General features: G+C 38.7%; 24 protein-coding genes and 1 other annotated feature. All 24 genes read left to right on the top strand.

What is annotated here, in order from left to right:
• Position 1: 1 nt before the first annotated feature.
• The 24 genes from NQZ71_RS15360 to NQZ71_RS15245 all read left to right on the top strand — a co-directional run bounded on the left by NQZ71_RS15360 (position 2) and on the right by NQZ71_RS15245 (position 23565).
• Entirely contained in the window at positions 2 to 1474 is a 1473-nt protein-coding gene (locus NQZ71_RS15360) for a UDP-N-acetylmuramoyl-L-alanyl-D-glutamate--2,6-diaminopimelate ligase (protein ID WP_260054228.1), read from the top strand.
• Positions 1471 to 1902 carry a hypothetical protein gene (locus tag NQZ71_RS15355; protein WP_260054229.1) on the top strand — a complete coding sequence of 144 codons (432 nt, stop codon included), beginning with the start codon at positions 1471 to 1473 and terminating at the stop codon, positions 1900 to 1902. The genes NQZ71_RS15360 and NQZ71_RS15355 overlap by 4 nt, the downstream gene beginning before the upstream one ends.
• A complete protein-coding gene (gene mraY / locus NQZ71_RS15350; RefSeq protein ID WP_127734808.1) occupies positions 1899 to 2873 on the top strand; it encodes a phospho-N-acetylmuramoyl-pentapeptide-transferase in 975 nt (324 codons plus the stop codon). Before NQZ71_RS15355 ends, mraY begins: the two co-directional genes overlap by 4 nt.
• A 3-nt stretch (positions 2874 to 2876) precedes the next feature.
• Entirely contained in the window at positions 2877 to 4229 is a 1353-nt protein-coding gene (gene murD, locus NQZ71_RS15345; RefSeq protein ID WP_144452354.1) for a UDP-N-acetylmuramoyl-L-alanine--D-glutamate ligase, read from the top strand.
• Between the two features lie 141 nt (positions 4230 to 4370).
• On the top strand, positions 4371 to 5471 hold the full coding sequence (spoVE, locus tag NQZ71_RS15340; protein ID WP_144452355.1) for a stage V sporulation protein E: 1101 nt from the start codon (positions 4371 to 4373) through the stop codon (positions 5469 to 5471).
• A gap of 457 nt (positions 5472 to 5928) precedes the next feature.
• On the top strand, positions 5929 to 7023 hold the full coding sequence (murG, locus tag NQZ71_RS15335) for an undecaprenyldiphospho-muramoylpentapeptide beta-N-acetylglucosaminyltransferase (RefSeq protein WP_260054230.1): 1095 nt from the start codon (positions 5929 to 5931) through the stop codon (positions 7021 to 7023).
• 244 nt (positions 7024 to 7267) lie between these two features.
• Positions 7268 to 8041, top strand: a complete 774-nt coding sequence (locus tag NQZ71_RS15330) for a cell division protein FtsQ/DivIB (RefSeq protein ID WP_260054231.1) — start codon at positions 7268 to 7270, stop codon at positions 8039 to 8041.
• Positions 8031 to 8732 (top strand): DUF881 domain-containing protein, encoded by a 702-nt coding sequence (locus NQZ71_RS15325; RefSeq protein WP_150909375.1) that lies wholly within the window; start codon positions 8031 to 8033, stop codon positions 8730 to 8732. Before NQZ71_RS15330 ends, NQZ71_RS15325 begins: the two co-directional genes overlap by 11 nt.
• A gap of 53 nt (positions 8733 to 8785) precedes the next feature.
• Positions 8786 to 9514, top strand: coding sequence for a DUF881 domain-containing protein (locus NQZ71_RS15320; RefSeq protein ID WP_260054232.1), 729 nt, complete (start codon positions 8786 to 8788; stop codon positions 9512 to 9514).
• Positions 9514 to 9882 (top strand): small basic family protein, encoded by a 369-nt coding sequence (locus NQZ71_RS15315; RefSeq protein ID WP_127736638.1) that lies wholly within the window; start codon positions 9514 to 9516, stop codon positions 9880 to 9882. The genes NQZ71_RS15320 and NQZ71_RS15315 overlap by 1 nt, the downstream gene beginning before the upstream one ends.
• 143 nt (positions 9883 to 10025) lie before the next feature.
• On the top strand, positions 10026 to 11315 hold the full coding sequence (ftsA, locus tag NQZ71_RS15310; RefSeq protein WP_260054233.1) for a cell division protein FtsA: 1290 nt from the start codon (positions 10026 to 10028) through the stop codon (positions 11313 to 11315).
• A gap of 107 nt (positions 11316 to 11422) precedes the next feature.
• A complete protein-coding gene (gene ftsZ / locus NQZ71_RS15305) occupies positions 11423 to 12574 on the top strand; it encodes a cell division protein FtsZ (protein WP_144452360.1) in 1152 nt (383 codons plus the stop codon).
• Positions 12575 to 12879: 305 nt separating this feature from the next.
• Positions 12880 to 13824: a sigma-E processing peptidase SpoIIGA gene (gene spoIIGA / locus NQZ71_RS15300; protein WP_144452361.1), complete on the top strand. Its 945-nt coding sequence runs from the start codon at positions 12880 to 12882 to the stop codon at positions 13822 to 13824.
• Positions 13825 to 13867: 43 nt separating this feature from the next.
• Positions 13868 to 14587 carry an RNA polymerase sporulation sigma factor SigE gene (gene sigE, locus NQZ71_RS15295; protein ID WP_127734780.1) on the top strand — a complete coding sequence of 240 codons (720 nt, stop codon included), beginning with the start codon at positions 13868 to 13870 and terminating at the stop codon, positions 14585 to 14587.
• A gap of 276 nt (positions 14588 to 14863) precedes the next feature.
• The gene (gene sigG / locus NQZ71_RS15290) at positions 14864 to 15643 is read left to right on the top strand and encodes an RNA polymerase sporulation sigma factor SigG (RefSeq protein ID WP_127734777.1); all 780 of its coding nucleotides are present in this window, start codon (positions 14864 to 14866) and stop codon (positions 15641 to 15643) included.
• 165 nt (positions 15644 to 15808) lie between these two features.
• The gene (locus NQZ71_RS15285; RefSeq protein WP_144452362.1) at positions 15809 to 16072 is read left to right on the top strand and encodes a YlmC/YmxH family sporulation protein; all 264 of its coding nucleotides are present in this window, start codon (positions 15809 to 15811) and stop codon (positions 16070 to 16072) included.
• A gap of 77 nt (positions 16073 to 16149) precedes the next feature.
• On the top strand, positions 16150 to 16971 hold the full coding sequence (pgeF, locus tag NQZ71_RS15280) for a peptidoglycan editing factor PgeF (protein WP_275004886.1): 822 nt from the start codon (positions 16150 to 16152) through the stop codon (positions 16969 to 16971).
• A 6-nt stretch (positions 16972 to 16977) separates the two neighbouring features.
• Positions 16978 to 17655 carry a YggS family pyridoxal phosphate-dependent enzyme gene (locus NQZ71_RS15275; RefSeq protein WP_144452364.1) on the top strand — a complete coding sequence of 226 codons (678 nt, stop codon included), beginning with the start codon at positions 16978 to 16980 and terminating at the stop codon, positions 17653 to 17655.
• Between the two features lie 12 nt (positions 17656 to 17667).
• Positions 17668 to 18159, top strand: coding sequence for a cell division protein SepF (locus NQZ71_RS15270; RefSeq protein ID WP_275004888.1), 492 nt, complete (start codon positions 17668 to 17670; stop codon positions 18157 to 18159).
• A gap of 6 nt (positions 18160 to 18165) precedes the next feature.
• Entirely contained in the window at positions 18166 to 18426 is a 261-nt protein-coding gene (locus NQZ71_RS15265) for a YggT family protein (RefSeq protein WP_275004891.1), read from the top strand.
• Between the two features lie 70 nt (positions 18427 to 18496).
• The gene (locus NQZ71_RS15260) at positions 18497 to 19270 is read left to right on the top strand and encodes a YlmH family RNA-binding protein (RefSeq protein ID WP_144452367.1); all 774 of its coding nucleotides are present in this window, start codon (positions 18497 to 18499) and stop codon (positions 19268 to 19270) included.
• A gap of 206 nt (positions 19271 to 19476) precedes the next feature.
• Complete coding sequence (locus tag NQZ71_RS15255) at positions 19477 to 19974, top strand: DivIVA domain-containing protein (RefSeq protein ID WP_127734756.1); 498 nt, start codon at positions 19477 to 19479, stop codon at positions 19972 to 19974.
• A 61-nt stretch (positions 19975 to 20035) separates the two neighbouring features.
• Positions 20036 to 20259, top strand: a binding site (T-box leader).
• 82 nt (positions 20260 to 20341) lie between these two features.
• Positions 20342 to 23101 carry an isoleucine--tRNA ligase gene (ileS, locus tag NQZ71_RS15250; RefSeq protein WP_317010936.1) on the top strand — a complete coding sequence of 920 codons (2760 nt, stop codon included), beginning with the start codon at positions 20342 to 20344 and terminating at the stop codon, positions 23099 to 23101.
• Positions 23102 to 23283: 182 nt separating this feature from the next.
• On the top strand, positions 23284 to 23565 hold the full coding sequence (locus NQZ71_RS15245; RefSeq protein ID WP_127734750.1) for a hypothetical protein: 282 nt from the start codon (positions 23284 to 23286) through the stop codon (positions 23563 to 23565).

The raw sequence follows: 23565 nt of genomic DNA, 5'->3' as shown, positions 1-23565 counted from the left end.
CATGCAGTTAAAAAAACTATTAAAAAGCTTAGGGCCATATGCTTTATATAATGGAAAAGATGCAGAAATCACTTCTATTGAAAATGATAACAGAAAAGTGGTTCAGGGAAGTCTGTTTATCTGCATTAAAGGCTTCACAGTAGATGGTCATGATTTTGCTCAAAAGGCATTTGAAGCAGGTGCAGCAGCTATCCTTGCAGAAAGAGAATTAGCAACAGAGCTGCCTATACCTGTTATTATCGTGAAGGATACTAAAAAGGCGAGCAGCATCCTTGCTGACGCATTCTATGATCATCCTACACAAAAGCTTAGTTTAATTGGTATTACAGGTACAAATGGTAAAACGACTACAAGTCATTTGATTGAAACAATCCTGCAAAAGGCTAACAAGAAAACGGGCATCATTGGGACGATGTACACAAAAATTGACAATGAGATTCAAGAAACGAAAAATACGACGCCAGAAGCAGTCACACTACAAAAGATTTTTCACCAAATGGCAGAAAAAAAGGTTGAAACTGCTGTTATGGAGGTTTCTTCGCATGCATTATCCGAGGGAAGAGTGTTTGGCTGTGACTATGATATTGCTGTGTTTACTAATCTAACGCAGGATCATCTTGACTTCCACGGAACGATGGATGAGTATAGACGAGCAAAAGGCTTGCTGTTTACAAGACTAGGAAATGTATATTCACAAGAAGCTCCAAAATTTGCTGTCTTGAACAAAGATGATGCTGCAAGTGAGGAATATGAAAGACTGACAGCTGCGATTGTCGTCACATATGGGATTGATAAAGAAGCAGACATTATGGCGAAGGATATACATATCACCTCAGCCGGGACAGAGTTTCAATTAATAACACCTGCTGGAAGATTTCCTGTTGCATTGAAAATGGTCGGTAAGTTCAGTGTGTATAATGCATTGGCGAGCATTGCTGCAGCATTTGTGAGCGGGATACCAATGGAAACAGCTATTACAGCACTTGAATCTGTTAAAGGAGTATCTGGAAGATTTGAGACAGTAGATGCTGGCCAGGATTTTTCAGTTATCGTTGACTATTCTCATACACCTGACAGTCTTGAAAATGCGCTTGTCACAATCAAGGAGTTCGCAGAAGGAGATATTCATGTGATTGTCGGCTGCGGCGGGGACAGAGATAAAACGAAGCGTCCATTAATGGCTGATATTGCGTGTAAATATGCAAAACATGCGATATTTACGAGTGACAATCCTAGAAGTGAGGACCCACTGCAAATATTGAAGGACATGGAAGCAGGAGTTGTCGGCAAGGAATATAAGGTGATTGCCGACAGGAAAGAAGCGATTGATTATGCGGTGAAAAACGCAAATGCTAAAGATGTCATCTTAATCGCTGGAAAAGGACATGAAACATATCAGCAAGTAGGAGCACAAACTTTTGACTTTGATGACCGCCTTGTTGCAAAAGAGGCTATATTAGGAGTGAAAAAATGACGCTGTCCTATAAAACCATTTTGCAGGTAATTCCTGAAGCAAAAGGATATGCAAATGAAGAAATCAGCTTTTTGACCGTTTCATTTTTCAGTGATGAAAAGCAGGCGAAAGGACTATTTGCACCTGTGTATGGCAAAGATTCCGGTGATTTGTTAACAGCTATCGCCAATGGTGCAATAGGAGCAATTTGGGACATAAATGAAGAAATACCATCCTATACACCAAACCATTTTCCAATATTCTATACAAATGATATAAAGAAGGGCTTATATAAAATGATTGAACTATACGAACAAAACTTAAATGGACAACAGCACGCTAAATTTATTTATGCAAAAGATTCAAGTGAAACGGCTTTAGAAACATATGATGGAGCTGTAATTAAAACCTTGTTAGCAAATGATGAGATGGGAGGGGAACGAGCATGATGGAGAAAGTGATATTCTTTACGATTATATTAGGCTTTTTAATTACGGTTCTCCTATCTCCCGTCTTTATACCCTTCTTGAGAAGGCTGAAATTCGGACAAAGCATTAGGGAGGAAGGCCCGAAATCTCACCAGAAAAAATCAGGTACTCCTACAATGGGAGGCTTGATGATTCTATTATCTGTTGTTGTTACAACATTGGTAATGACATATAAATTCACAGAGCCGACAATGAAGACATATATGCTGCTCTTTGTTATGTTAGGCTTCGGATTATTAGGCTTCTTGGATGACTTTATTAAAGTCGTTATGAAAAGGAACCTAGGTTTGACGTCAAGACAAAAGCTTTTAGGTCAAATTGTCATTTCTGTCATCTTTTATTTTGTGTTAATGCAAAATGATTTTTCAACAAGCATCACTATTCCGCTGATTGATAAATCTTTTGATCTTGGCTGGTTTTATGTAGTATTTATCGTATTCTGGCTTGTAGGCTTCTCAAATGCGATTAACCTGACAGATGGTTTGGACGGATTAGTATCTGGAACTTCCGCAATCAGCTTCGGCGCATTTGCTGTTCTTGCATGGAGTCAGTCACAGTTTGAAATCAGTATTTTCTCTGTGGCAATTGTCGGTGCAGTCCTTGGCTTCCTAGTATTTAACGCCCATCCTGCGAAGGTATTTATGGGTGATACAGGCTCGCTGGCGCTTGGAGGAGCAATAGCCGCTATTGCGATATTGACTAAAATGGAAATATTACTGATTCTTATCGGTGGAGTTTTTGTCATTGAAACATTATCTGTAATTCTTCAAGTTATCTCCTTTAAATCAACAGGAAGAAGAATATTTAGAATGAGCCCGCTGCACCATCATTATGAGCTAGTAGGCTGGTCTGAATGGCGAGTCGTGGTAACATTTTGGAGCGTAGGTTTACTATTTGCAGCACTAGGAATTTATATTGAGGTGTGGTTATAAACAATGAAACATATCACAGAATATCATCATAAAAAAATACTTGTTTTAGGTCTTGCGAAAAGTGGCGTCAGTGCCGCTTCTCTTTTGCATAAATTAGGAGCATTTGTAACAGTGAATGACAGCAAGCCACTTGACGAAAACCCAGAGGCACAAGGCTTGCTAGAACAAGGAATTACTGTTATTTGCGGCAGTCACCCTGTTGAGCTTTTGGATGAAGGCTTTCAATTAATCGTAAAAAACCCGGGAATCCCCTATTATAACCCAATGATAGAAAGAGCTGTCGAGAAGGGAATCCCGATTATTACAGAGGTAGAGCTTGCATATAAGATTTCCGAGGCTCCTTTCGTTGCTATTACCGGTTCAAATGGTAAAACAACAACAACTACCCTTTTGTTTGACATGCTTGAGCAAGCAAGCAAAAAGCCATTGATTGCTGGAAACATCGGCACAGTAGCTTCTGATGTTGCACAAACAGCTGAAAAGGACAATCAAATTGTTATTGAGCTTTCTTCCTTCCAGCTTATGGGTATTGATCAATTCAAACCAAAAGTGGCAATCATTACAAATATTTATGATGCCCACCTTGATTACCACGGCACAAGGGAAGAATACGCAAACGCCAAAGGGAATATCACAAGAAATCAAGATGCAACTGATTATTTAATCGTGAATGTAGAGCAGGAAGAGGTTATGAATATTGCGCGCAGAAGCAAGGCGAATATCATCCCGTTCTCGACAGTTAAGCAATTGGAATTTGGTGCATTTGTAAAACAAGGTGCAATATATTTCCATGATGAAAAAGTAATGGATGTGAAGGATATCGTCCTGCCGGGAGCGCATAACCTAGAAAACATTCTTTCCGCAGTTGCTGCTGCAAAGTTGACAGGTGTTGACAATGAGAGCATTCATCGTGTTTTAAGTACATTTAAAGGTGTGAAGCACAGACTGCAATTCATTGATGAAATTAAAGGCAGACGTTTTTATAATGATTCCAAAGCAACGAATATTCTTGCTACCGAAAATGCTCTAGCAGCGTTTGATATGCCGACAATTCTTCTGGCTGGAGGTTTAGACAGAGGAAATGAATTTGATGAACTGATTCCTTCCTTAAAAAATGTTAAGGCAATGATTTTATTTGGCCAAACAGCTGATAAGCTTGAAAGAATCGGAATTGAAGCAGGAATAAAAACTATCCAACGTGTCGATAATGTGGACAAAGCTGTACCGGCTGCTTTCCAGCTTTCAGAGGAGGGCGATGTTATTCTTCTGTCACCAGCATGTGCAAGCTGGGATCAATACAAAACTTTTGAAGTCAGAGGAGACATTTTTATAGAAGCGGTGCATAAGCTTAAATAAGGGCTTGTTTACATCTATCGTTTCAATCGGAAAATGATGAATCACAAGGGGATGTATAATCTCCTTGTGGGGATAAATCTGTCAACCGTTATTCTCGGTTAGAAGCAAGCCCAAATACTTGCAACTCGAGGTGTGGTAAAGGTGCCGACAAAAAAAACAACTCCCGATATATTCCTAATCATCATCACGTTTACACTACTAGCGATAGGACTTATCATGGTGTACAGTGCAAGTGCTGTATGGGCGGATTACAAATTTGATGATTCCTTCTTTTTTGCGAAAAGACAGATGCTTTTTGCTGGAGTCGGGATTATCGCCATGTTTTTTATCATGAATATTGATTATTGGACTTGGAGAACATGGGCTAAGATTATCGTTATTGTGTGTTTTGTCTTGTTGGTTTTCGTTTTGATTCCGGGAATTGGAAATGTCCGTAATGGATCGCGAAGCTGGATCGGAGTTGGTGCGTTTTCCATTCAGCCCTCAGAATTCATGAAGATGGCGATGATTGCCTTCTTGGCAAAATTTCTTTCAGAGAACCAGAAAAATATCACTTCCTTTAAAAAGGGATTACTACCTGCTTTAGGTATCGTATTTTTGGCATTTGGTATGATCATGCTTCAGCCAGATTTAGGAACTGGCACGGTTATGGTTGGGACAAGTGTTGTGATGATCTTTATCGCAGGGGCAAGAATTCGCCATTTCGTTTTTCTTGGCTTGATTGGTCTGGCAGGCTTTGTAGGTCTTGTTGCTTCGGCGCCTTACAGGATAAAACGGATCACTTCATTTCTTGATCCGTGGTCAGATCCTCTTGGCAGCGGATTTCAAATCATTCAGTCGTTATATGCAATTGGTCCAGGCGGATTATTTGGATTAGGATTGGGAGAAAGCAGGCAAAAGTTCTTTTACTTGCCAGAACCACAAACGGATTTCATTTTTGCGATTCTTTCCGAGGAGCTTGGTTTTATCGGAGGTTCCCTTATTCTCTTGCTGTTTTCCTTACTGCTTTGGAGAGGCATCAGGATTGCCCTTGGAGCACAAGATTTATTTGGGAGTTTGCTTGCTGTAGGAATTATTGCCATGGTAGCCATTCAGGTAATGATTAATATCGGAGTTGTGACAGGCTTAATGCCAGTTACCGGGATTACATTGCCGTTTTTAAGCTATGGTGGATCTTCCTTAACATTGATGCTTGTAGCAATCGGGGTACTATTGAATGTGAGCCGCTATTCACGATATTAAAAAAAGAGAAAAAGCAACACGTAGGAGAGGATGGCTTAAAGCCCTCCTTTTTTTATTTTTAATGAGAAAATCAATTTAAAATCTTCATACAATTCATTATTATAATCATTCGATAACAATTATTTCAGTAAGACTTTAGAAGAGGGGAGGGGAGGGAGAAGACAATACTTATGCAAATGCTTGATAGGTAAGAACAATTACGGAAAAATATTCGAAAAAGAGTTATGCAGTATCCTGCAAAAATGTATTACATTTTGTTTTCAATTTTATGTAATTGTACGAACAGGTTTAAAATATAGTACAATAGGGAACATCTAGTTTGGGCTGTAAGTAAAATCCTCCGAAATTTTAAAAGAAGATAGTTTCTGTTTTTCATAAATAAAGCTATAATAAAGTAGATTTGAAATCGTATAAAGCGCTTTTCAACAAGAACAAGTACGTATTATGAGGTGGGAAAATGAAAATAGTGGTTAGCGGTGGTGGTACAGGAGGACATATCTATCCAGCACTTGCCTTAATCCGTGAGATACAAAAGGAAGTCAAGGATGTTGAATTCTTGTACATAGGAACTGAAGCAGGCTTAGAAAGTAAATTGGTGCGTCGTGAAGATATCCCATTTAAAGCGATACATATTACTGGATTTAAACGAAAGCTATCGCCTGAAAACCTTAAAACGGTTTGGAGATTCATTTCTGGTGTGAATAAATGTAAAAAAATCCTGAAGGAATTTAAAGCAGATGTTGTAATCGGCACTGGCGGTTATGTTTGTGGACCTGTTGTGTATGCTGCCGCAAAAATGGGCATAGCAACGATCATCCATGAACAAAACAGTGTACCTGGTTTAACTAATAAATTTTTAAGCAAATATGTGGATAAAGTAGCAACATGCTTTGCTGAAGCAGAGCAGTTTTTCCCAAAGGAGAAAGTAGTCCTAACAGGGAATCCTCGTGCGTCTGAAGTACTAAATCAAGATGCGATTAAAGGCAAACTGTCTGCAGGTCTAAAGCTAAAAGATCCGGCAGTATTGATTTTCGGAGGCAGCAGGGGAGCTAGACCTATTAATGATGCAGTTATTTCTGCACTTCCTGAATTCGGAAAGAAATCATATCAAGTACTTTACGTCACTGGTGAGGTGCATTATGAAGCAGTGAAGAAGGAAGTGGAGAAGGTTGGAAATCCTGAAAATGTTATCATAAAGCCATTTGTTCACAATATGCCTGAAGTTCTTGCAGGAATAGATTTAACTGTAGCAAGAGCAGGAGCAACAACATTGGCTGAGCTAACATCTCTGGGAATTCCAAGTATCTTGATTCCGAGTCCTTATGTGACCAACAATCATCAGGAGAAAAACGCCCATTCACTTACTAACAATGGTGCAGCTAAACTGCTATTAGAACGTGAATTAAATGGCGAAAATCTTGTGTCAGAGATAGACGAAATAATGCTGCAGCCAGAAAAACTGCAAAGCATGAAAAACGCCTCTCTTGAGCTTGGTATTCCAGATGCAGCAATGAGACTGTTTAAAGTGATGCAGGATGTAGTGAAAAAATAAAGCTGGGTGGGAGTGTTTCTTTTCTCCCCAGTTTTTCTTCAACAAATTTTAGGCGGATGCTATAATCAAAACGAGCTGTCTGGTTTATTTAGCCAGAAAAGCTTGACTTTATGTCTTATTTAATAAAGTGATTAAAACTTACTATTTTTTCTTGAAAAAAAACTGGTTAAAACCGATATATAATAAGTAATTAGGAGATGGTAGCAAGATTTGCTGCCTACTTTCTCAAATTAGAGGTGGTTACTTGGAAAAAGGGAAGATTGTTTCCATTGAAGATAGAATTCCTAAATTAAAACAGCAGCGAAGGAAGAAAGCAAACAAACGCCTCATATTTCTGCTCATGCTCTTTTTCCTCCTCATTGGATGCATTATTTACTTTCAGTCACCATTAAGCAATGTGAAACAAACGGTCGTGACAGGAAACATATTGTATACGGAAGATGAAATAGAGAAAATTAGCGGTATAAATTCTTCAACAAACATTTGGACAATAAAAAAGGACAAGATTGAAGAGAAGCTAAATGCCTTGCCTGAAATTAAAACGTCCTCTGTTTCGATAAAACTTCCCAACATCGTCAATATTAAAGTGGAAGAGTACAAACGGATCGCTTACATGGTAAGCGGCAGTAAATACATTCCAATCATTGAAAGCGGAGCAAAGCTAGAGGAAAGAAGCTCAGAATCAACACCATATGATGCACCGCTCATTATGGATTTTGACAATGATAAAGCATTGGAGAAAACGGTTAAGGAACTCAAAAAACTTCCGACTGGTGTATATAATGCCATCTCTGAGATTCATTATACTCCGAAAAAAACGGATTCTTACCACATTAATATCTTCATGAATGATGGGTTTGAGGTTGCAGCCTCCTTAAGTACGTTTGCAGAAAAAATGGAGCATTATCCGTCGATAGTCAGTCAATTAGATCCTAAGAAAAGAGGGATTATTGATTTGGAGGTAGGTTCCTATTTCAAGGAATACGGATCAGAAGGGGAGGAACAAAGTGAAGAATAAACGAAAGGGAAGTCATGTGATCTTTTCGTTTGTTTTCCTTGTACTAGGGTTCATTGTCGCATTTGCCTTTCAGGTGGCACAAGCAGACAAGGACAAAAATAAGTTGAGTGACAGCCAGTTCGACCGAGATCTTTCATTGCGAAACGAGCTAATTGATCAGGAAGAAAAAAATAATCAGCTTTTTAAAGATTTAGAGCAAGCGCAAAAAGAACTATCGGACTATGAGAAAGAATTATCCACTAAGGCTGATTCTTATTACAACTTGGCAGAAGATGCAAACAATTACCGCATGTACTTAGGGAAGATGCCGGTTCAAGGAAAAGGCGTTCAGGTGACATTGGAGGACGGAAACTATAATCCGAATGATGACAATGTGAACAATTATCTTGTCCATGAGCACCACATCTTTCAAGTGGTGAATGAACTATATGTTTCAGGTGCTACAGCAATCAGCATAAATGGCCAGCGACTGTCTCATGATTCTTATATTCTTTGCAATGGTCCTGTCATTGAAATTGATGGAAATCAATATCCTGCTCCGTTTGTTGTGACAGCAATTGGCGACAGCGAGGTAATGGATGGTGCATTGAATATTAAAGGTGGCGTGAAGGATACACTTGTAAATGAAAACATCAAGTTTACACTTGAAAAAAAGGATACTATTAAAATGGATGCGCTCAGAACAAATTAAGTGAAAAGTAAGGTTTAAATGCCGATTATTTTGTATGGAAGTATGGTGAAGGCGTGAATAAAAAACTTTTCACTATGACAATAATTACACTAGTTATTGGTTTTATGCTTGCCGTTCAATTTCAGACAGTTAAGAAGCCGAAGGTTCGGGACACAAGGGATACTTGGGAACTGAAACAAGCGCTTCTTAAAGAAAAGGAAACGGAGCTTAAGCTGTTGAGTGAAATTCGTACAGCAAACCAAAAAGTGGACGAGTATAAAAACGACAGCTCACAGACAAAAGAAGAGCTTCTACAAGAAACAATCGACGAGCTTAAGGACGAAATAGGCCTGACAGAAAAAAACGGTTACGGTATTATCATAAATGTTCAGTCCGTCAGCCCGGATTTGCTTATGGGAGAAGAGCAGGGCTCCATCTCGGCAGATTTGCTTAAAAGGCTGATTAACGAGCTGAACCAATATGGGGCAAAGGAAATTTCCATTGCCGAGCATCGATATATAAATACATCTGTCATCAGGGACATCAATGGGGAGATTAAGATGGATGGCTATCCAGTTGACGGACTGCCATTGACAATAAAAGTGATAGCAGCAGACAAAAACAGTGCCGAGCAGCTTTATAATCGCATGAAGGTCTCTAGGTCTGCAGACGATTTCTTCATTGAAGACTTATTGCTTGATGTCAAAAAACCACAGCAAAAAATAACGATTCCTGCATATGAGGACAATTTAAGGATTCGGTATATAAAGCCTGCTGGAAATGAAGAAGGAGGCGGTTCTTAATGTGGCTTCCTATATTTGGCCTTATTGTCGGCATTTCACTTGGCCTGCTGACAGATATAACGGTACCTGATGAATATGCCAATTATTTATCAATAGCTGTGCTTGCAGCACTTGATACCTTGTTTGGTGGCATCAGGGCCCACCTGCAAAATATATACGATGAAAAGGTATTCGTATCAGGTTTTTTCTTTAATATTCTCCTTGCAGCAAGTTTAGCTTTTCTCGGTGTTCATCTTGGTGTAGACTTATATTTAGCTGCCATATTTGCCTTCGGTGTAAGGCTGTTTCAAAATATCGCAGTCATTAGGAGAATCATCTTGACAAAGTGGGAAAATAAAAGAGAAAAAACTGAAAAAAATCATTCATAAAAAAGGGAATATATTAGTTTTGGCGAATTATTTAATAATAATATATTAATAGGGATATTTTATTCATTAAAGCTTAACATTCGCTTAAAAGAGAATAGCTGTTGTTCACTTATTTTTAAAAAGCAAAAGGGAGGTGCCCGAGAATGAACAGCAATGAATTTTATGTAAGTCTAGACATCGGTACATCCAGCGTGAAAGTAATCATTGGCGAAATGATTAATGAGTCCTTAAACATTATTGGAGTAGGCATCGTACCTTCTGAAGGGTTGAGGAAGGGTTCTATTGTTGATATAGATGAAACCGTTCATTCCATACGAAGAGCTATTGAACAAGCGGAAAGAATGATTGGTGTAGAAATTAAACAAGTGATTGTTGGCGTTTCGGGAAATCATGTAAGCTTGCAGCCTTCACATGGAGTAGTGGCAGTTTCAAGTGAAAATCGTGAAATCACAATAGAAGATGTAATGAGAGTAAAGGATGCAGCGCAAGTTGTTTCCATTCCGCCAGAGAAGGAAATAATCGACATTATTCCTAAGCAATTTATTGTGGATGGTCTAGATGAAATTACAGATCCTCGCGGGATGATAGGCGTTCGCCTAGAAATGGAAGGAATCATTATTACAGGCAGCAAGACGATACTACATAATACGCTTCGCTGTGTGGAAAAAGCAGGTTTGGAGATTGTTGATATTACATTACAGCCTCTTGCCGCTGGTTCCTTCGCGCTGTCTAAAGATGAAAAAAATCTCGGAGTGGCATTGCTTGATATTGGAGGCGGTTCTACGACGATTGCCGTTTTTGAAAATGGCTTCTTGAAAAAAACAAGCGTATTGCCAATTGGCGGAGATCATATTACAAAGGATCTTTCCATTGGTTTGCGCACAACAACCGAAGATGCAGAGAAAATAAAGGTTAAATACGGCTATGCTTATTACAACCATGCATCAGAGGAAGAGGTCTTCAGTGTCCCAATCATCGGGAGCGACCAGCACCAGCAGTTCAACCAATTGGAACTTGCCGACATCATTGAGGCAAGGTTGGAAGAAATGTTTGATTTAGTGATGGACGAGCTTGAAAGATTAGGAGTATATGATCTTCCGGGCGGTTATGTCCTTTCCGGAGGTGTGGCTGGCACAAAAGGTATTCTAGAGCTTGCACAAGAGGTTTTCCAAAATCGGGTCCGTATTGCAATACCTGATTATATTGGTGTTAGGGAAGCTCAATACACGACTGCTGTTGGTTTAATTAAGTTCTCCTACAAGAACAATAAGCTGCAAGGTGGAAATATCCATCATGCAGAACCGGTTGCAGTTGGTGAACCAAAGGAAAAAAGGGCGCCAAAACAGGCTCCGCCAAAAGCATCATATGAAAAGCAGCCTGTCGATAAAGGCCCATCAAAGCTTAAAAAATTTATGGGATACTTTTTCGATTAAGTTAAAAACATTATAACAATTAAAATGGTATGTTTACTCCATATCACCAAGATTGAGACGCGGACAGTTCGATACTGCTGAATATCGACGAATTAGGAGGATTTGTCATGTTAGAATTTGATACAAATATAGATTCATTAGCTGTAATAAAGGTAATTGGAGTCGGTGGCGGCGGAAACAACGCTGTCAATCGAATGATTGAGCATGGTGTTCAAGGAGTCGAGTTTATTGCGGTAAATACAGACGCTCAGGCACTTAACTTGTCAAAAGCAGAAATAAAAATGCAAATCGGCGGCAAATTAACTAGAGGTTTAGGTGCCGGTGCTAACCCAGATGTGGGTAAAAAAGCAGCAGAAGAAAGTAAAGAACAAATTGAAGAAGCTCTTAAAGGAGCGGATATGGTATTTGTTACTGCAGGTATGGGCGGTGGAACTGGAACTGGTGCAGCACCTGTTATTGCGCAAATTGCAAAAGATATTGGCGCATTGACTGTTGGTGTTGTAACAAGACCGTTCACATTTGAAGGGCGCAAACGTTCTACACATGCAGCAAGTGGAATCTCTGCTCTTAAAGAAGCTGTAGACACATTGATTGTTATTCCAAATGACCGTCTGCTTGAGATTGTTGATAAGAGCACTCCGATGCTTGAAGCATTCAGAGAAGCAGATAACGTATTAAGACAAGGTGTCCAAGGTATTTCTGACCTTATCGCTACACCAGGATTAATCAACCTTGACTTTGCCGATGTAAAAACAATCATGGTTAACAAAGGTTCTGCATTGATGGGTATCGGCGTAGCGTCAGGTGAAAACCGTGCTGCTGAAGCAGCGAAAAAGGCGATATCTTCTCCATTGCTTGAGACATCCATTGATGGAGCACAAGGTGTGCTGATGAACATTACTGGCGGATCTAACCTAAGTCTTTACGAGGTACAGGAAGCAGCAGATATTGTCGCTTCTGCATCTGACCAAGACGTTAACATGATCTTCGGTTCTGTTATTAACGAAAACTTAAAAGATGAAATTGTCGTTACAGTAATTGCGACAGGTTTCAATCAAGATACAATGCCGGTTTCTTCTGCAAGACCTTCTTTAAACAATATGAAGCCGTCAAGCAACCCTGTAGGCTCACGTGAAGTGAAGCGTGAAGAGTCTCCTAACAATAATGTGAAAGAGCCTGTTCGCAATAATAATATTCAAACAGGTGAAGATACACTTGATATACCAACATTTTTGCGTAACCGAAATCGTAGAAGATAAAAATGAGCGGGAGTTATTTCCCGCTTTTTTTTTTGCATTTCATAGCCTGGGAAATAAAAGTACCTCTGAAACCTTTCTAATTCTCCTCCAAAAAAACTGACAATTCACTGCTAGAACGACTCATCGCATAAGGCAAGAAATAGTGACAAAATCTGTTGATAATAGGGAAAATTTCTGTTTTTTTGATTACAGGAAGTGACACACTTTCCTTGTGTGGTAGGTTATACTTTTTCGTAACAGATTAATAGAGTTAGATGAGCAAGCTAAAATTTTGCCATAAAACTTTAGGAAGGAGGCTTACATGTTTGGCCATTTATTTAGATGTAATATGGCTGCTGAATTTCCTGTTTGACAGCTTGCTGCTCTATTTGACAGCCATCATCCTAAAGCGAAATATAAAGCTGTGGAGAGTGCTGTGCGGCGGTCTGATTGGATCTATTATCATCCTCTTGGCTGTCACTCCATATCATATCTATACAAGTCATCCAATCTCTAAGCTATTGTTCTCTTGTGTTATGGTTTTGACTGTTTTTGGTTACAAAAGACTTCGCTATTATCTCAGCGGATTAATGACATTTTATTTTGTCACATTTCTTATTGGCGGAGTCTTAATTGGCTCACATTATTTTATTCAATTTGATTTTCAATTATCTACTTCTGTTCTACTTGCTAGCGTTAAAGGCTTTGGCGATCCTATCAGTTGGCTGTTTGTTTTGCTTGGTTTTCCTGCAGCCTGGCATTTTTCTAAAAAGAATGTGGAAAGCATGGAAATTACGAAAATTAAATATGATGAAATTGTGCAAGTGAAGTTTCAAATTGCCGGCATGGAGTTCTCATTAAAAGGGCTTGTTGACAGTGGTAACCAAGTATACGATCCGATTTCGCGTGTACCTGTCATGTTTGTCTCCATTAATGCGATGAAAGCAACAGAAATCCCGAAAGAGCTTAATGAAATTGTTGATGATTCTGATTCCATTATTCATGGAAAGGTACAGCTTAATGATGATTGGCAATATAGAATGCGGATTATCCCATATAAAGTTATGGGGAAGGAGCACCAGCTCATGATTGCCATCAAGCCTGAAGAGCTTATCATTGAAAATAAAGAAGGAAGCTTCTTAGTGGAAAAAGGGCTGATTTCATTTACGAGACAGCAGCTGTCATCAGATGACGCATTTTCATGCATTGTTCACCCGAAGATGCTGACAGGCAACAAAATCAATGAAGTCAAACGTGGAATGGTCAGTTAATATACTATACTCTATTGACACATCATTTAGAAGGAGGACAATTATGAAAAAATTAAAGCTTCGCTTAACCTACTACTGGTATAAGCTCTTAATGAAATTAGGTTTGAAAACAGATGAAGTTTTTTATATTGGCGGAAGCGAAGCATTGCCTCCCCCATTAAGCAAGGAAGAAGAGGAAGAATTGCTGCAAAAGCTGCCAGAAGGCGATCAGGCAGCAAGATCTATTTTAATTGAACGTAATTTGCGGCTTGTTGTTTATATTGCGAGAAAATTTGAGAACACAGGAATTAATATTGAGGACTTAATAAGCATTGGCACAATCGGATTAATTAAAGCTGTTAATACATTTAATCCTGAGAAGAAAATTAAGCTTGCTACATATGCATCTAGATGTATTGAAAATGAAATCTTGATGTATTTAAGAAGGAATAATAAGATACGATCAGAGGTATCCTTTGACGAACCGCTAAATATCGACTGGGACGGCAATGAGCTCCTTTTATCAGACGTGATGGGAACAGAAGAAGATATAATAACAAAGGATCTTGATGCGAGTGTTGATAAGAAGCTGCTTATCAGAGCGTTGCATCAGCTATCTAAAAGAGAGAAACAAATCATGGAGCTTCGTTTTGGTCTTGGAACAGGTGAGGAAAAGACACAAAAGGATGTTGCTGATATGCTCGGTATATCTCAGTCTTATATCTCAAGACTTGAAAAAAGAATTATTAAGAGACTGCAAAAGGAATTTAATAAAATGGTTTAATGCCTTATTAGACAATATGTCGGCTAAATTTAGATTTTAACAGGAGAAATTTATCTTCTTTTAAAGTGAAATTAGCTGGCATATTTTTTTGCTTATACAAAGCTGCGCAAAAATATTTTTAAAAAATTATTATTGTAGAAAAGTATTGTTGTGATTGTTTTTTGCCGGTGTTTGCTTCCTGAAATTTAGTTTAGGATGGAAATAGCTTATGCATATTTTTCCTGCTCAAGGAGATACTGTTTTTTGTACAGCAGCTCCTGTGAGGAGGGAAATAGATTGACTCGAAATAAAGTAGAAATTTGCGGTGTGGATACATCTAAGCTTCCAGTATTAAAAAACGAAGAAATGAGAGAGCTCTTCAAGCAAATGCATAAGGGAGATATTTCCGCAAGAGAAAGTCTCGTAAATGGTAATCTTCGCCTCGTTTTGAGTGTCATCCAACGGTTTAATAACAGAGGTGAGTTTGTCGATGACTTATTTCAAGTTGGTTGTATCGGTCTAATGAAATCTATTGATAATTTTGATTTAAGTCAAAACGTAAAGTTTTCCACCTATGCTGTCCCGATGATTATTGGTGAAATTCGCCGATACTTGCGCGATAATAACCCGATAAGAGTTTCCAGGTCCTTAAGGGATATAGCTTATAAAGCATTGCAAGTCAGGGAGCGATTGATGAGTAAAACATCAAAAGAGCCAACAGCGGAGGAAATCGCAAAAGAGCTTGATATTCCACATGAGGATATTGTATTCGCATTGGATGCTATTCAAGATCCAGTTTCACTCTTTGAACCGATATATAACGATGGTGGAGATCCAATTTACGTCATGGACCAGTTAAGTGACGAAAAAAACAAGGATATCCAGTGGGTCGAGGAGCTTGCGCTCAAAGAAGGTATGCGAAGATTGAATGATCGAGAAAAACTTATATTGCGAAAGCGATTTTTTCAAGGAAAAACGCAAATGGAAGTTGCTGATGAAATAGGTATCTCGCAAGCTCAAGTGTCAAGATTAGAAAAGGCTGCTATTAAACAAATGAATAAAAACATTCAAAGCTAATATTACCAAAAAGAAAACTGCCGAATTCTCGGCAGTTTTTCTTTTTTATAGCGATTTTTCCATGCTAATTATCATCAGGACAACATATATTTTAGTAAGGCTTTCCTTGCATACCAGCGTAACGCTGTAAGGAAACAAAACGTATAAAGTCATAGGAGTGAAACAATGCTGAAAATATCTGACTTTCAAGTGAAGGACGTCGTCAATGTAGCGGATGGAAAAAAGCTTGGTAATATAGGAGATATCGATATAAATTTACAGACAGGCAAGATTGATTCAATCATTATTGGCGGACCAGGAAAAGTATTGGGATTCTTTAACAGGGAGGCTGATATTGTTATTCCTTGGAGCAATATCTTAAAAATTGGTGAAGATGTCATATTAGTAAAATACACAAAATCATTAGAGCTAATTGATGTAGAAGAATAGGGATAATTTTATTGGTTTTTTTATGACCAATGCACAACTCTATGGTAAACTATAAAAAAAAGCTGAGGTTATAAAAAATGGAACCTTTTCTATTAAAAGACGCTGAATATTTTACAATTCAATCATGGTGTAAAGACCACCCTCAATTGGCCGCAGGGTTCACAACAAAAAATGGCGGCACAAGCATAGGTCATCATAAAGGTTTAAATATGGCCTATCATGTTAATGATTCAAAGGAGAAGGTAACAGCAAACAGGCAAATTGTTGCGAATAAGCTTGATTTTCCTTTAACGAATTGGGTAGGATCTGAACAAACCCACAAAAACTCCATTTGGGAAGTATCAACTATTGATGCTGGCAAAGGAGCTTGCAACTATGAAAGTGCGTTGCCAGATACAGATGGCTTGTTTACACGGGAAGAGGGCATTTTGCTTACGCTTTGCTATGCTGACTGTGTGCCACTATATTTCATTCATAGCAAAACAAAAGCAATTGGTATTGCCCACGCAGGTTGGCAAGGTACTGTACAAGGAATCGCGGTAGAAATGGTGAAGGTGTTTAAATCACATGGAATTGATCCAGGTGAAATCGAAGTTGCCATCGGTCCGTCCATTACAGATAAACAATACATAGTAGACAGCCGTGTTATTGATAAAGTTGACGAAGCTTTAGATGAAAGTGATGAAAGGCCATACAAGCTTGTTTCACCAAATCAATATTCATTGAGTTTGCAACAGCTCAACAAACAGCTGTTAATTAAGGCAGGCATTCAGGAAAGTAAGATCCAGGTGACAAGTCTTTGCACGAGCGAACAGGAATCCTATTTCTTTTCCCATAGGCGAGATAAAGGGAAGACAGGAAGAATGATGAGTTTTATTGGCTGGAGAGAGGATGTTTAAAGAAAGATGCAAGTAAAGCATAATTTAGAGGGAATTAGGGAAAAGGTGAAATTGGCTTGTGAAAAAGCTGATCGATCCGTTGAAGATATCACCATAATCGCAGTGACAAAATATGTTACAATAGAAAGAGCAAAAGAAGCTTTGGAAGCAGGTGTTACCAATCTTGGGGAAAACCGGGAGGAAGGCCTGCTTGCAAAACGTGAGGTGCTGATGGACGAGCCAGTTTGGCACTTTATCGGTTCCTTGCAAACTCGCAAAGTAAAAAGCATTATAAATCATGTGGATTATATTCATTCACTCGACCGCTTGTCTTTGGCAAAAGAAATAAACAAGCGAGCTGAAAAGAAAATCAAGTGTTTTGTTCAAGTTAATGTATCGCAAGAAGAATCAAAGCATGGCATAGCAGCTGAAGACACAATTGATTTTATCAAAAGCCTTGAAGTACTACCTAATATTGAAATAGTTGGCTTAATGACAATGGCGCCATTTACTGATGAGGAAGAATTACTGCGAAATTGCTTCCGAAACTTAAAAAAACTTCAGACAGAAGTGCAGAAGCTTGCGTTAAGCAATGCACCATGCCAGGAGCTTTCCATGGGAATGTCTAATGACTACTCGATTGCTATAGAAGAAGGTGCAACGATGATTCGTATCGGCACAGCGCTCGTTGGCAGTGAGAAATAGGAGGTTAGAAAATTGAGTATAAAATCAAAAATTAAAACATTTTTTTTCTTAGAAGATGAAGATTATGAAGAAGAAGAGTACGAACAGGAGCAAGAACCAGTGAGAAACCAGAGACAGCAGCAGCCAACGCAGTCCTATTTTCAACAGCAACAACAGCAGCAGCAACCTGCTCAACAGCAACAACAAAAGCAAAATGTTGTCAGCCTGCAAAGTGTGCAAAAATCTTCGAAAGTATTTTTGGTTGAACCAAGAGTATATGCAGAAGCACAGGATATTGCAGACCAATTGAAAAACAGACGTGCAGTTGTCGTTAATCTGCAAAGAATCGACAAGGAGCAAGGGAAGCGTATAGTCGATTTTTTAAGCGGGACAGTTTATGCTATAGGGGGAGATATCCAGAAGGTTGGCACGGACATCTTCTTATGCACACCAGATAATGTGGAAGTTTCAGGCAATATCTCTCAGCTTCTTCAAGAAACTGAATTTGAAAATGCGAGGTGGTAAAATTAGATGGATTTGATCCTGGCAATTGTTTCTAAGTTAATTACTTTTTACTCTTATGCGCTGATTATTTACATTTTTATGTCATGGATACCGAATGCAAGAGAAACATGGATTGGCACGTTCCTTGCGCGGATTTGTGAACCGTATTTAGAGCAGTTTAGAAAGATAATCCCGCCAATTGGAATGATTGATATCTCACCAATTGTGGCTATCTTTGTATTAAATTTAGCCAGAATGGGTGTTTTTCAAATTTTCAGCTGGGTTTAAAAATCAGGGCTTTCATAAGCCCTTTTTTCATGCAGTCATTTATATACATTAAATAAAAGGAGCCGTATGTATGTCGATATACCAGCATTTTCGGCCAGAGGAAAAGGAATTTATCGATCAAGTCATAAACTGGCGCCAATATGTCGAAGATTCCTATGCACCGAAATTGACAGATTTTTTAGATCCTCGTGAACAAAAGATTGTGAACACAATAATAGGACAAAATAGTGATGTGAAGGTTGCTTTTGCAGGTGGTACGAAAGCATCTGAACGGAAAAGAGCCTTATTGTATCCCTCTTATTATGAACCAACAGAAGACGATTTTCAGCTTTCGATATACGAAATTGCATATGCGAAAAAATTCGTAAGACTTGAGCATCCACAGGTACTCGGAAGCATTATGTCATTAGGTCTGTCACGAAGTAAGTTTGGCGATATCCTTATTAAAGCTGGGGATGTTCAGCTTATTGTCTGCAAGGACGTAGAAGATTACATCCGTCTTCAGCTTGAGTCGATTGGAAAGGCAAAGGTAGAATTGAAACTAATCGATAAGGATAGTGTAATTGCCCTAGAAGAGGAATGGGTGGAGATGAGCACGACACTAGCCTCCTTAAGGCTAGATGCGACGATTGCTGCCATTTATAATATTTCGAGACAAAAGGCCCAAGTCTACATTGCATCAAGTCTTGTGAAAGTAAACTGGGCAGCTGTTGAAAATGCTTCCTTTAGCTGTGAGGAAGGCGATGTTATCTCTGTCAGAGGACATGGCAGGTCTGTCATTAAATCGCTTGAAGGAAAAACAAAAAAAGATAAATGGCGTGTTGTGGTCGGCAAATTAAAATAATTTGTCCTATATAACAAACATGATAAATTTTGTTATCATACCAAAATTCGATAGTTATTTTTACTTTATCTATGTTACAATATTTCCAAACAGTATAATTTGTCTTACTTCCTGTTTTTTTGGCGTTTTCCTTAAAATAATGCAGGAAAACAGGAAAAAGCTGTCGAAAAAATACATAAAGAAATTGAAGTTTGGGAGGTGGCATTATGCCATTAACACCGTTGGATATTCACAATAAGGAATTCAGCAAAGGGTTCCGCGGCTACGATGAAGATGAAGTAAATGAGTTTTTAGATCAAATAATCAAGGACTATGAAAATATAATTCGTGAGAAAAAAGAACTAGATGCAAGACTAATTGAGCTTGATGACCGCATTGGCCACTACAATAATATAGAAGAAACGTTAAACAAATCAATCGTTGTAGCACAGGAAGCGGCTGAGGAAGTAAAGCGAAACGCACAAAAAGAAGCGAAGCTGATCATTAAAGAAGCAGAAAAAAATGCAGACCGTATCATTAATGAATCACTTTCTAAGGCAAGAAAGATTGCCCTTGAAATTGAAGAGCTTAAAAAGCAGTCAAAAGTGTTCCGTACACGTTTTAAAATGCTGATTGAAGCACAGCTTGATTTGCTGAACAATGATGATTGGGACCATCTGCTGGAATATGAGTTGGATGCATCTGAGCTGAACTCAACGAAATAATTCTAGATAGCTTGACTAAGCATCTGCTAATAGCCTATAATTTTTACACAAAACAATATTCATGTGTACGTTGATAGGGACCAGTACAATTGCTGTTTGCTTATAAATAGCGAGCCGGGGATGGTGGAAGCCTGGCATAAGCGGAAATTGGAATATCACCCTTGAGTCCTTTTCTGAAATTCAGTAAGAAAAGGCGGTTCATTGCCGTTATAAAATGCTTAAGTGGATAGTTTTTCTATCTATAAGGGTGGTACCGCGGGAGTCTAAAACCTTCTCGTCCCTTTTTGGGATGAGGGGGTTTTTTATGTTTTTTTAACCTTCCCTAAACGTCAGCATGAATTTAGATTATTTATTGGAGGATTTATCAATGGAATATAAAGAAACACTGCTCATGCCAAAAACGGCATTTCCAATGAGAGGAAACTTGCCAAATCGTGAGCCTGACATTCAATCAAAATGGAATGAAATGAATATTTATGAAAAAGTTCAAGAACGCACAAGCGGCCGTCCGCTGTTTATTTTGCATGATGGACCACCATATGCGAACGGTGATATCCATATTGGGCATGCATTGAACAAAATCCTTAAGGACTTTATTGTTCGCTTTAAGTCTATGACAGGGTTCCAAGCTCCATATGTTCCTGGCTGGGATACGCATGGTTTGCCGATTGAACAAGCATTAACAAACAAAGGCGTTAAACGTAAAGAAATGACAATCGCTGAGTTCCGTAAGCTTTGTGAAGAATATGCACTTGGTCAAATTGACAGCCAAAGAGAACAATTCAGACGTCTAGGTGTTCGTGCTGATTGGGAAAACCCGTATATCACACTAAATCCAGCTTATGAAGCACAGCAAATTAAAGTATTCGGCGAAATGGCGAAAAAAGGCTATATTTACAAAGGGAAAAAGCCGGTATACTGGTCTCCAACAAGTGAATCTGCTTTAGCAGAGGCGGAAATTGAATATCAAGACAAGCAATCTCCATCGATTTATGTTGGCTTCAAAGTAAAGGATGGCAAAGATGTGCTTGCAGAAGATGTTCAAATTGTTATTTGGACAACAACGCCTTGGACAATTCCTGCTAACTTAGGTATCTCTGTTCACCCTGATTTAACGTATGTTGTTGTTGAAGAAAAAGGCAAAAAATATTTAGTAGCTAAAGACTTGCTTGAAGCTGTTAAAACAGAAGTAGAGTGGGAAGAAGCAACTGTTATTCAAGAGGTACAAGGTTCCGAATTAGAATACATTAAAGCACTTCACCCATTATACGACCGTGAATCTTTAGTAATGCTTGGGGAGCATGTAACAACAGATGCTGGTACAGGCTGTGTTCATACTGCACCTGGTCATGGTGAGGACGACTTTATTGTTGGTCAAAAGTATAACCTTGATGTTCTTTGTCCAGTTGATGACAAAGGTATTATGACAGACGAGGCTCCAGGATTTGAAGGTTTATTCTATGATAAAGCAAACAAGCCGATTACAGAAGCATTACAAGAAGCGGGAGCTTTATTGAAGCTGAAATTTATTACACACTCATACCCACATGACTGGAGAACGAAAAAACCAGTTATCTTCCGTGCAACAGCGCAATGGTTTGCGTCTATTAAAGATTTTAGACAAGATTTACTTGATGCTGTTAAGGAAACAAAATGGGTTCCTGCATGGGGTGAAACAAGATTGTACAATATGGTTCGTGACCGCGGAGACTGGTGTATTTCCAGACAGCGTGCATGGGGTGTGCCAATTCCTGTGTTTTATGCGGAAAACGGCGACAGCATTATTACAGATGCAACAATCGAGCATATCTCTAATTTGTTCAGGGAGCATGGTTCAAACATCTGGTTTGAAAGAAGTGCAAATGACCTTTTACCAGAAGGTTTTGAACATCCTGGAAGCCCGAACGGAAACTTTACAAAAGAAACAGATATCATGGATGTATGGTTTGATTCTGGTTCTTCCCATCAGTCTGTTTTAGAAGAAAGAGATGATTTACAAAGACCAGCAGATCTGTATCTAGAAGGTTCTGACCAATATCGCGGCTGGTTTAACTCTTCCTTGTCCACAGGAGTTGCTGTAACAGGAAAAGCACCATATAAAGGCGTGCTTAGCCACGGTTTTGTTCTTGATGGTGAAGGCAGAAAAATGAGTAAATCCCTTGGTAACGTAATGGTACCAGCGAAAGTAATGAATACACTTGGTGCAGACATCCTGCGTTTATGGGTAGCTTCTGTTGATTTCCAAGCAGACGTGCGTGTATCTGATGCGATCCTGAAGCAAGTAACAGAAGGATACCGTAAGATCAGAAACACTTTCCGTTTCCTTCTTGGAAACCTTGCTGATTTCAACCCAGCTGAGAATGCTGTTTCTTATGAAGACTTGCGCGAAGTTGACCAATATATGCTTGTTAAATTGAATAACCTGATTAAAACAGTGACAGAATCCTATGATAAATATGAGTTTTCTACTATTTATTCTGATATCAACAATTTCTGCACAATTGATTTGAGCTCCTTCTATCTAGATTTCTCAAAAGATGTCCTTTATATCGAAGCAGCTGATAATCAAGAAAGAAGATCTATTCAAACAGTGTTGTATGAAAGCTTAATTTCATTAGTGAAATTGATGGCACCAATCCTTCCGCATACTGCTGACGAGGTTTGGGAGCATATTACTTCTGTTAAGGAAGAAAGTGTTCAGCTGACAGATTTCCCTGAATATGTGGAATATGAAAACAGTGCAGCACTTACAGAAAAATGGAGCAAGTTTATGGTCTTGCGTGATGATGTTCTGAAGGCATTGGAAGAGGCTCGTAACCAAAAGGTGATTGGTAAATCACTTGCGGCTAAAGTATCCCTTTATGTACATGAAGACGGTAAAACATTACTTGACTCTATCCAAGAAAGCTTAAAGCAATTGTTTATTGTTTCAGGCTTTGAAGTTGCTGGCAGCTATGACGAAGCTCCAGAAAATGCTGTGAAATTGGAGAATGCAGCAATTCTCGTGGAAAAAGCAGATGGAGAAACATGTGAAAGATGCTGGACAGTAACAACAGATGTTGGTGCTAAAGAAGAACACCCAACATTATGTGCTCGTTGTGCCAGTGTAGTAGCAGAAAATTATTAATTAAAAAAGCATTTCGGCTTATTTGCCGGAATGCCTTTTTTTATTCAAGGGAGTTTTTCCTTTTACTAAAAAAAACTTCCACCTCCGTAAATTGTTGTTATGGTTGTAAAAAGTTAAGCCGGTTTTTGCTGGTCTATTTGGAAAAGCTATTTGTAACAACTTAGAAACGGAGGAATTTAGCCATGAACCTAGACGTTGAAAAGCTTTATACCGAACTCCGTATGACACAAATAGAATTAGAAGCCACATTAAGAGTAAAAAGATCTTCAAAAATAAACCACTATATTGAAGCAGAGCTGCTGGATGTAGAAGCATCCATGCGAAGATTGGAAAATGGCCAATTTGGAACATGTGAAATATCCGGTGAATTGATTCCTGCTGAAATATTGGAGCTGGTTCCTACCATCAAATCAAAAAAAGACTTGGAATACATGCAATCCTACTACAGAAAATCCTTGCATTAA

Source organism: Niallia taxi (assembly GCF_032818155.1).
In the GTDB taxonomy this organism is placed as follows: domain Bacteria; phylum Bacillota; class Bacilli; order Bacillales; family Cytobacillaceae; genus Niallia; species Niallia taxi_A.
This window is presented reverse-complemented; position numbering and strand designations above follow the sequence as displayed.

Coding starts and splice junctions, on each gene's coding strand:
- NQZ71_RS15360 (WP_260054228.1), top strand. CDS start 2: ATGCAGTTAAAAAAACTATTAAAAAGCTTAGGGCCATATGCTTTATAT.
- NQZ71_RS15355 (WP_260054229.1), top strand. CDS start 1,471: ATGACGCTGTCCTATAAAACCATTTTGCAGGTAATTCCTGAAGCAAAA.
- mraY (WP_127734808.1), top strand. CDS start 1,899: ATGATGGAGAAAGTGATATTCTTTACGATTATATTAGGCTTTTTAATT.
- murD (WP_144452354.1), top strand. CDS start 2,877: ATGAAACATATCACAGAATATCATCATAAAAAAATACTTGTTTTAGGT.
- murG (WP_260054230.1), top strand. CDS start 5,929: ATGAAAATAGTGGTTAGCGGTGGTGGTACAGGAGGACATATCTATCCA.
- NQZ71_RS15315 (WP_127736638.1), top strand. CDS start 9,514: ATGTGGCTTCCTATATTTGGCCTTATTGTCGGCATTTCACTTGGCCTG.
- ftsA (WP_260054233.1), top strand. CDS start 10,026: ATGAACAGCAATGAATTTTATGTAAGTCTAGACATCGGTACATCCAGC.
- ftsZ (WP_144452360.1), top strand. CDS start 11,423: ATGTTAGAATTTGATACAAATATAGATTCATTAGCTGTAATAAAGGTA.
- sigE (WP_127734780.1), top strand. CDS start 13,868: ATGAAAAAATTAAAGCTTCGCTTAACCTACTACTGGTATAAGCTCTTA.
- NQZ71_RS15285 (WP_144452362.1), top strand. CDS start 15,809: ATGCTGAAAATATCTGACTTTCAAGTGAAGGACGTCGTCAATGTAGCG.
- pgeF (WP_275004886.1), top strand. CDS start 16,150: ATGGAACCTTTTCTATTAAAAGACGCTGAATATTTTACAATTCAATCA.
- NQZ71_RS15275 (WP_144452364.1), top strand. CDS start 16,978: ATGCAAGTAAAGCATAATTTAGAGGGAATTAGGGAAAAGGTGAAATTG.
- NQZ71_RS15265 (WP_275004891.1), top strand. CDS start 18,166: ATGGATTTGATCCTGGCAATTGTTTCTAAGTTAATTACTTTTTACTCT.
- NQZ71_RS15260 (WP_144452367.1), top strand. CDS start 18,497: ATGTCGATATACCAGCATTTTCGGCCAGAGGAAAAGGAATTTATCGAT.
- NQZ71_RS15255 (WP_127734756.1), top strand. CDS start 19,477: ATGCCATTAACACCGTTGGATATTCACAATAAGGAATTCAGCAAAGGG.
- ileS (WP_317010936.1), top strand. CDS start 20,342: ATGGAATATAAAGAAACACTGCTCATGCCAAAAACGGCATTTCCAATG.
- NQZ71_RS15245 (WP_127734750.1), top strand. CDS start 23,284: ATGAACCTAGACGTTGAAAAGCTTTATACCGAACTCCGTATGACACAA.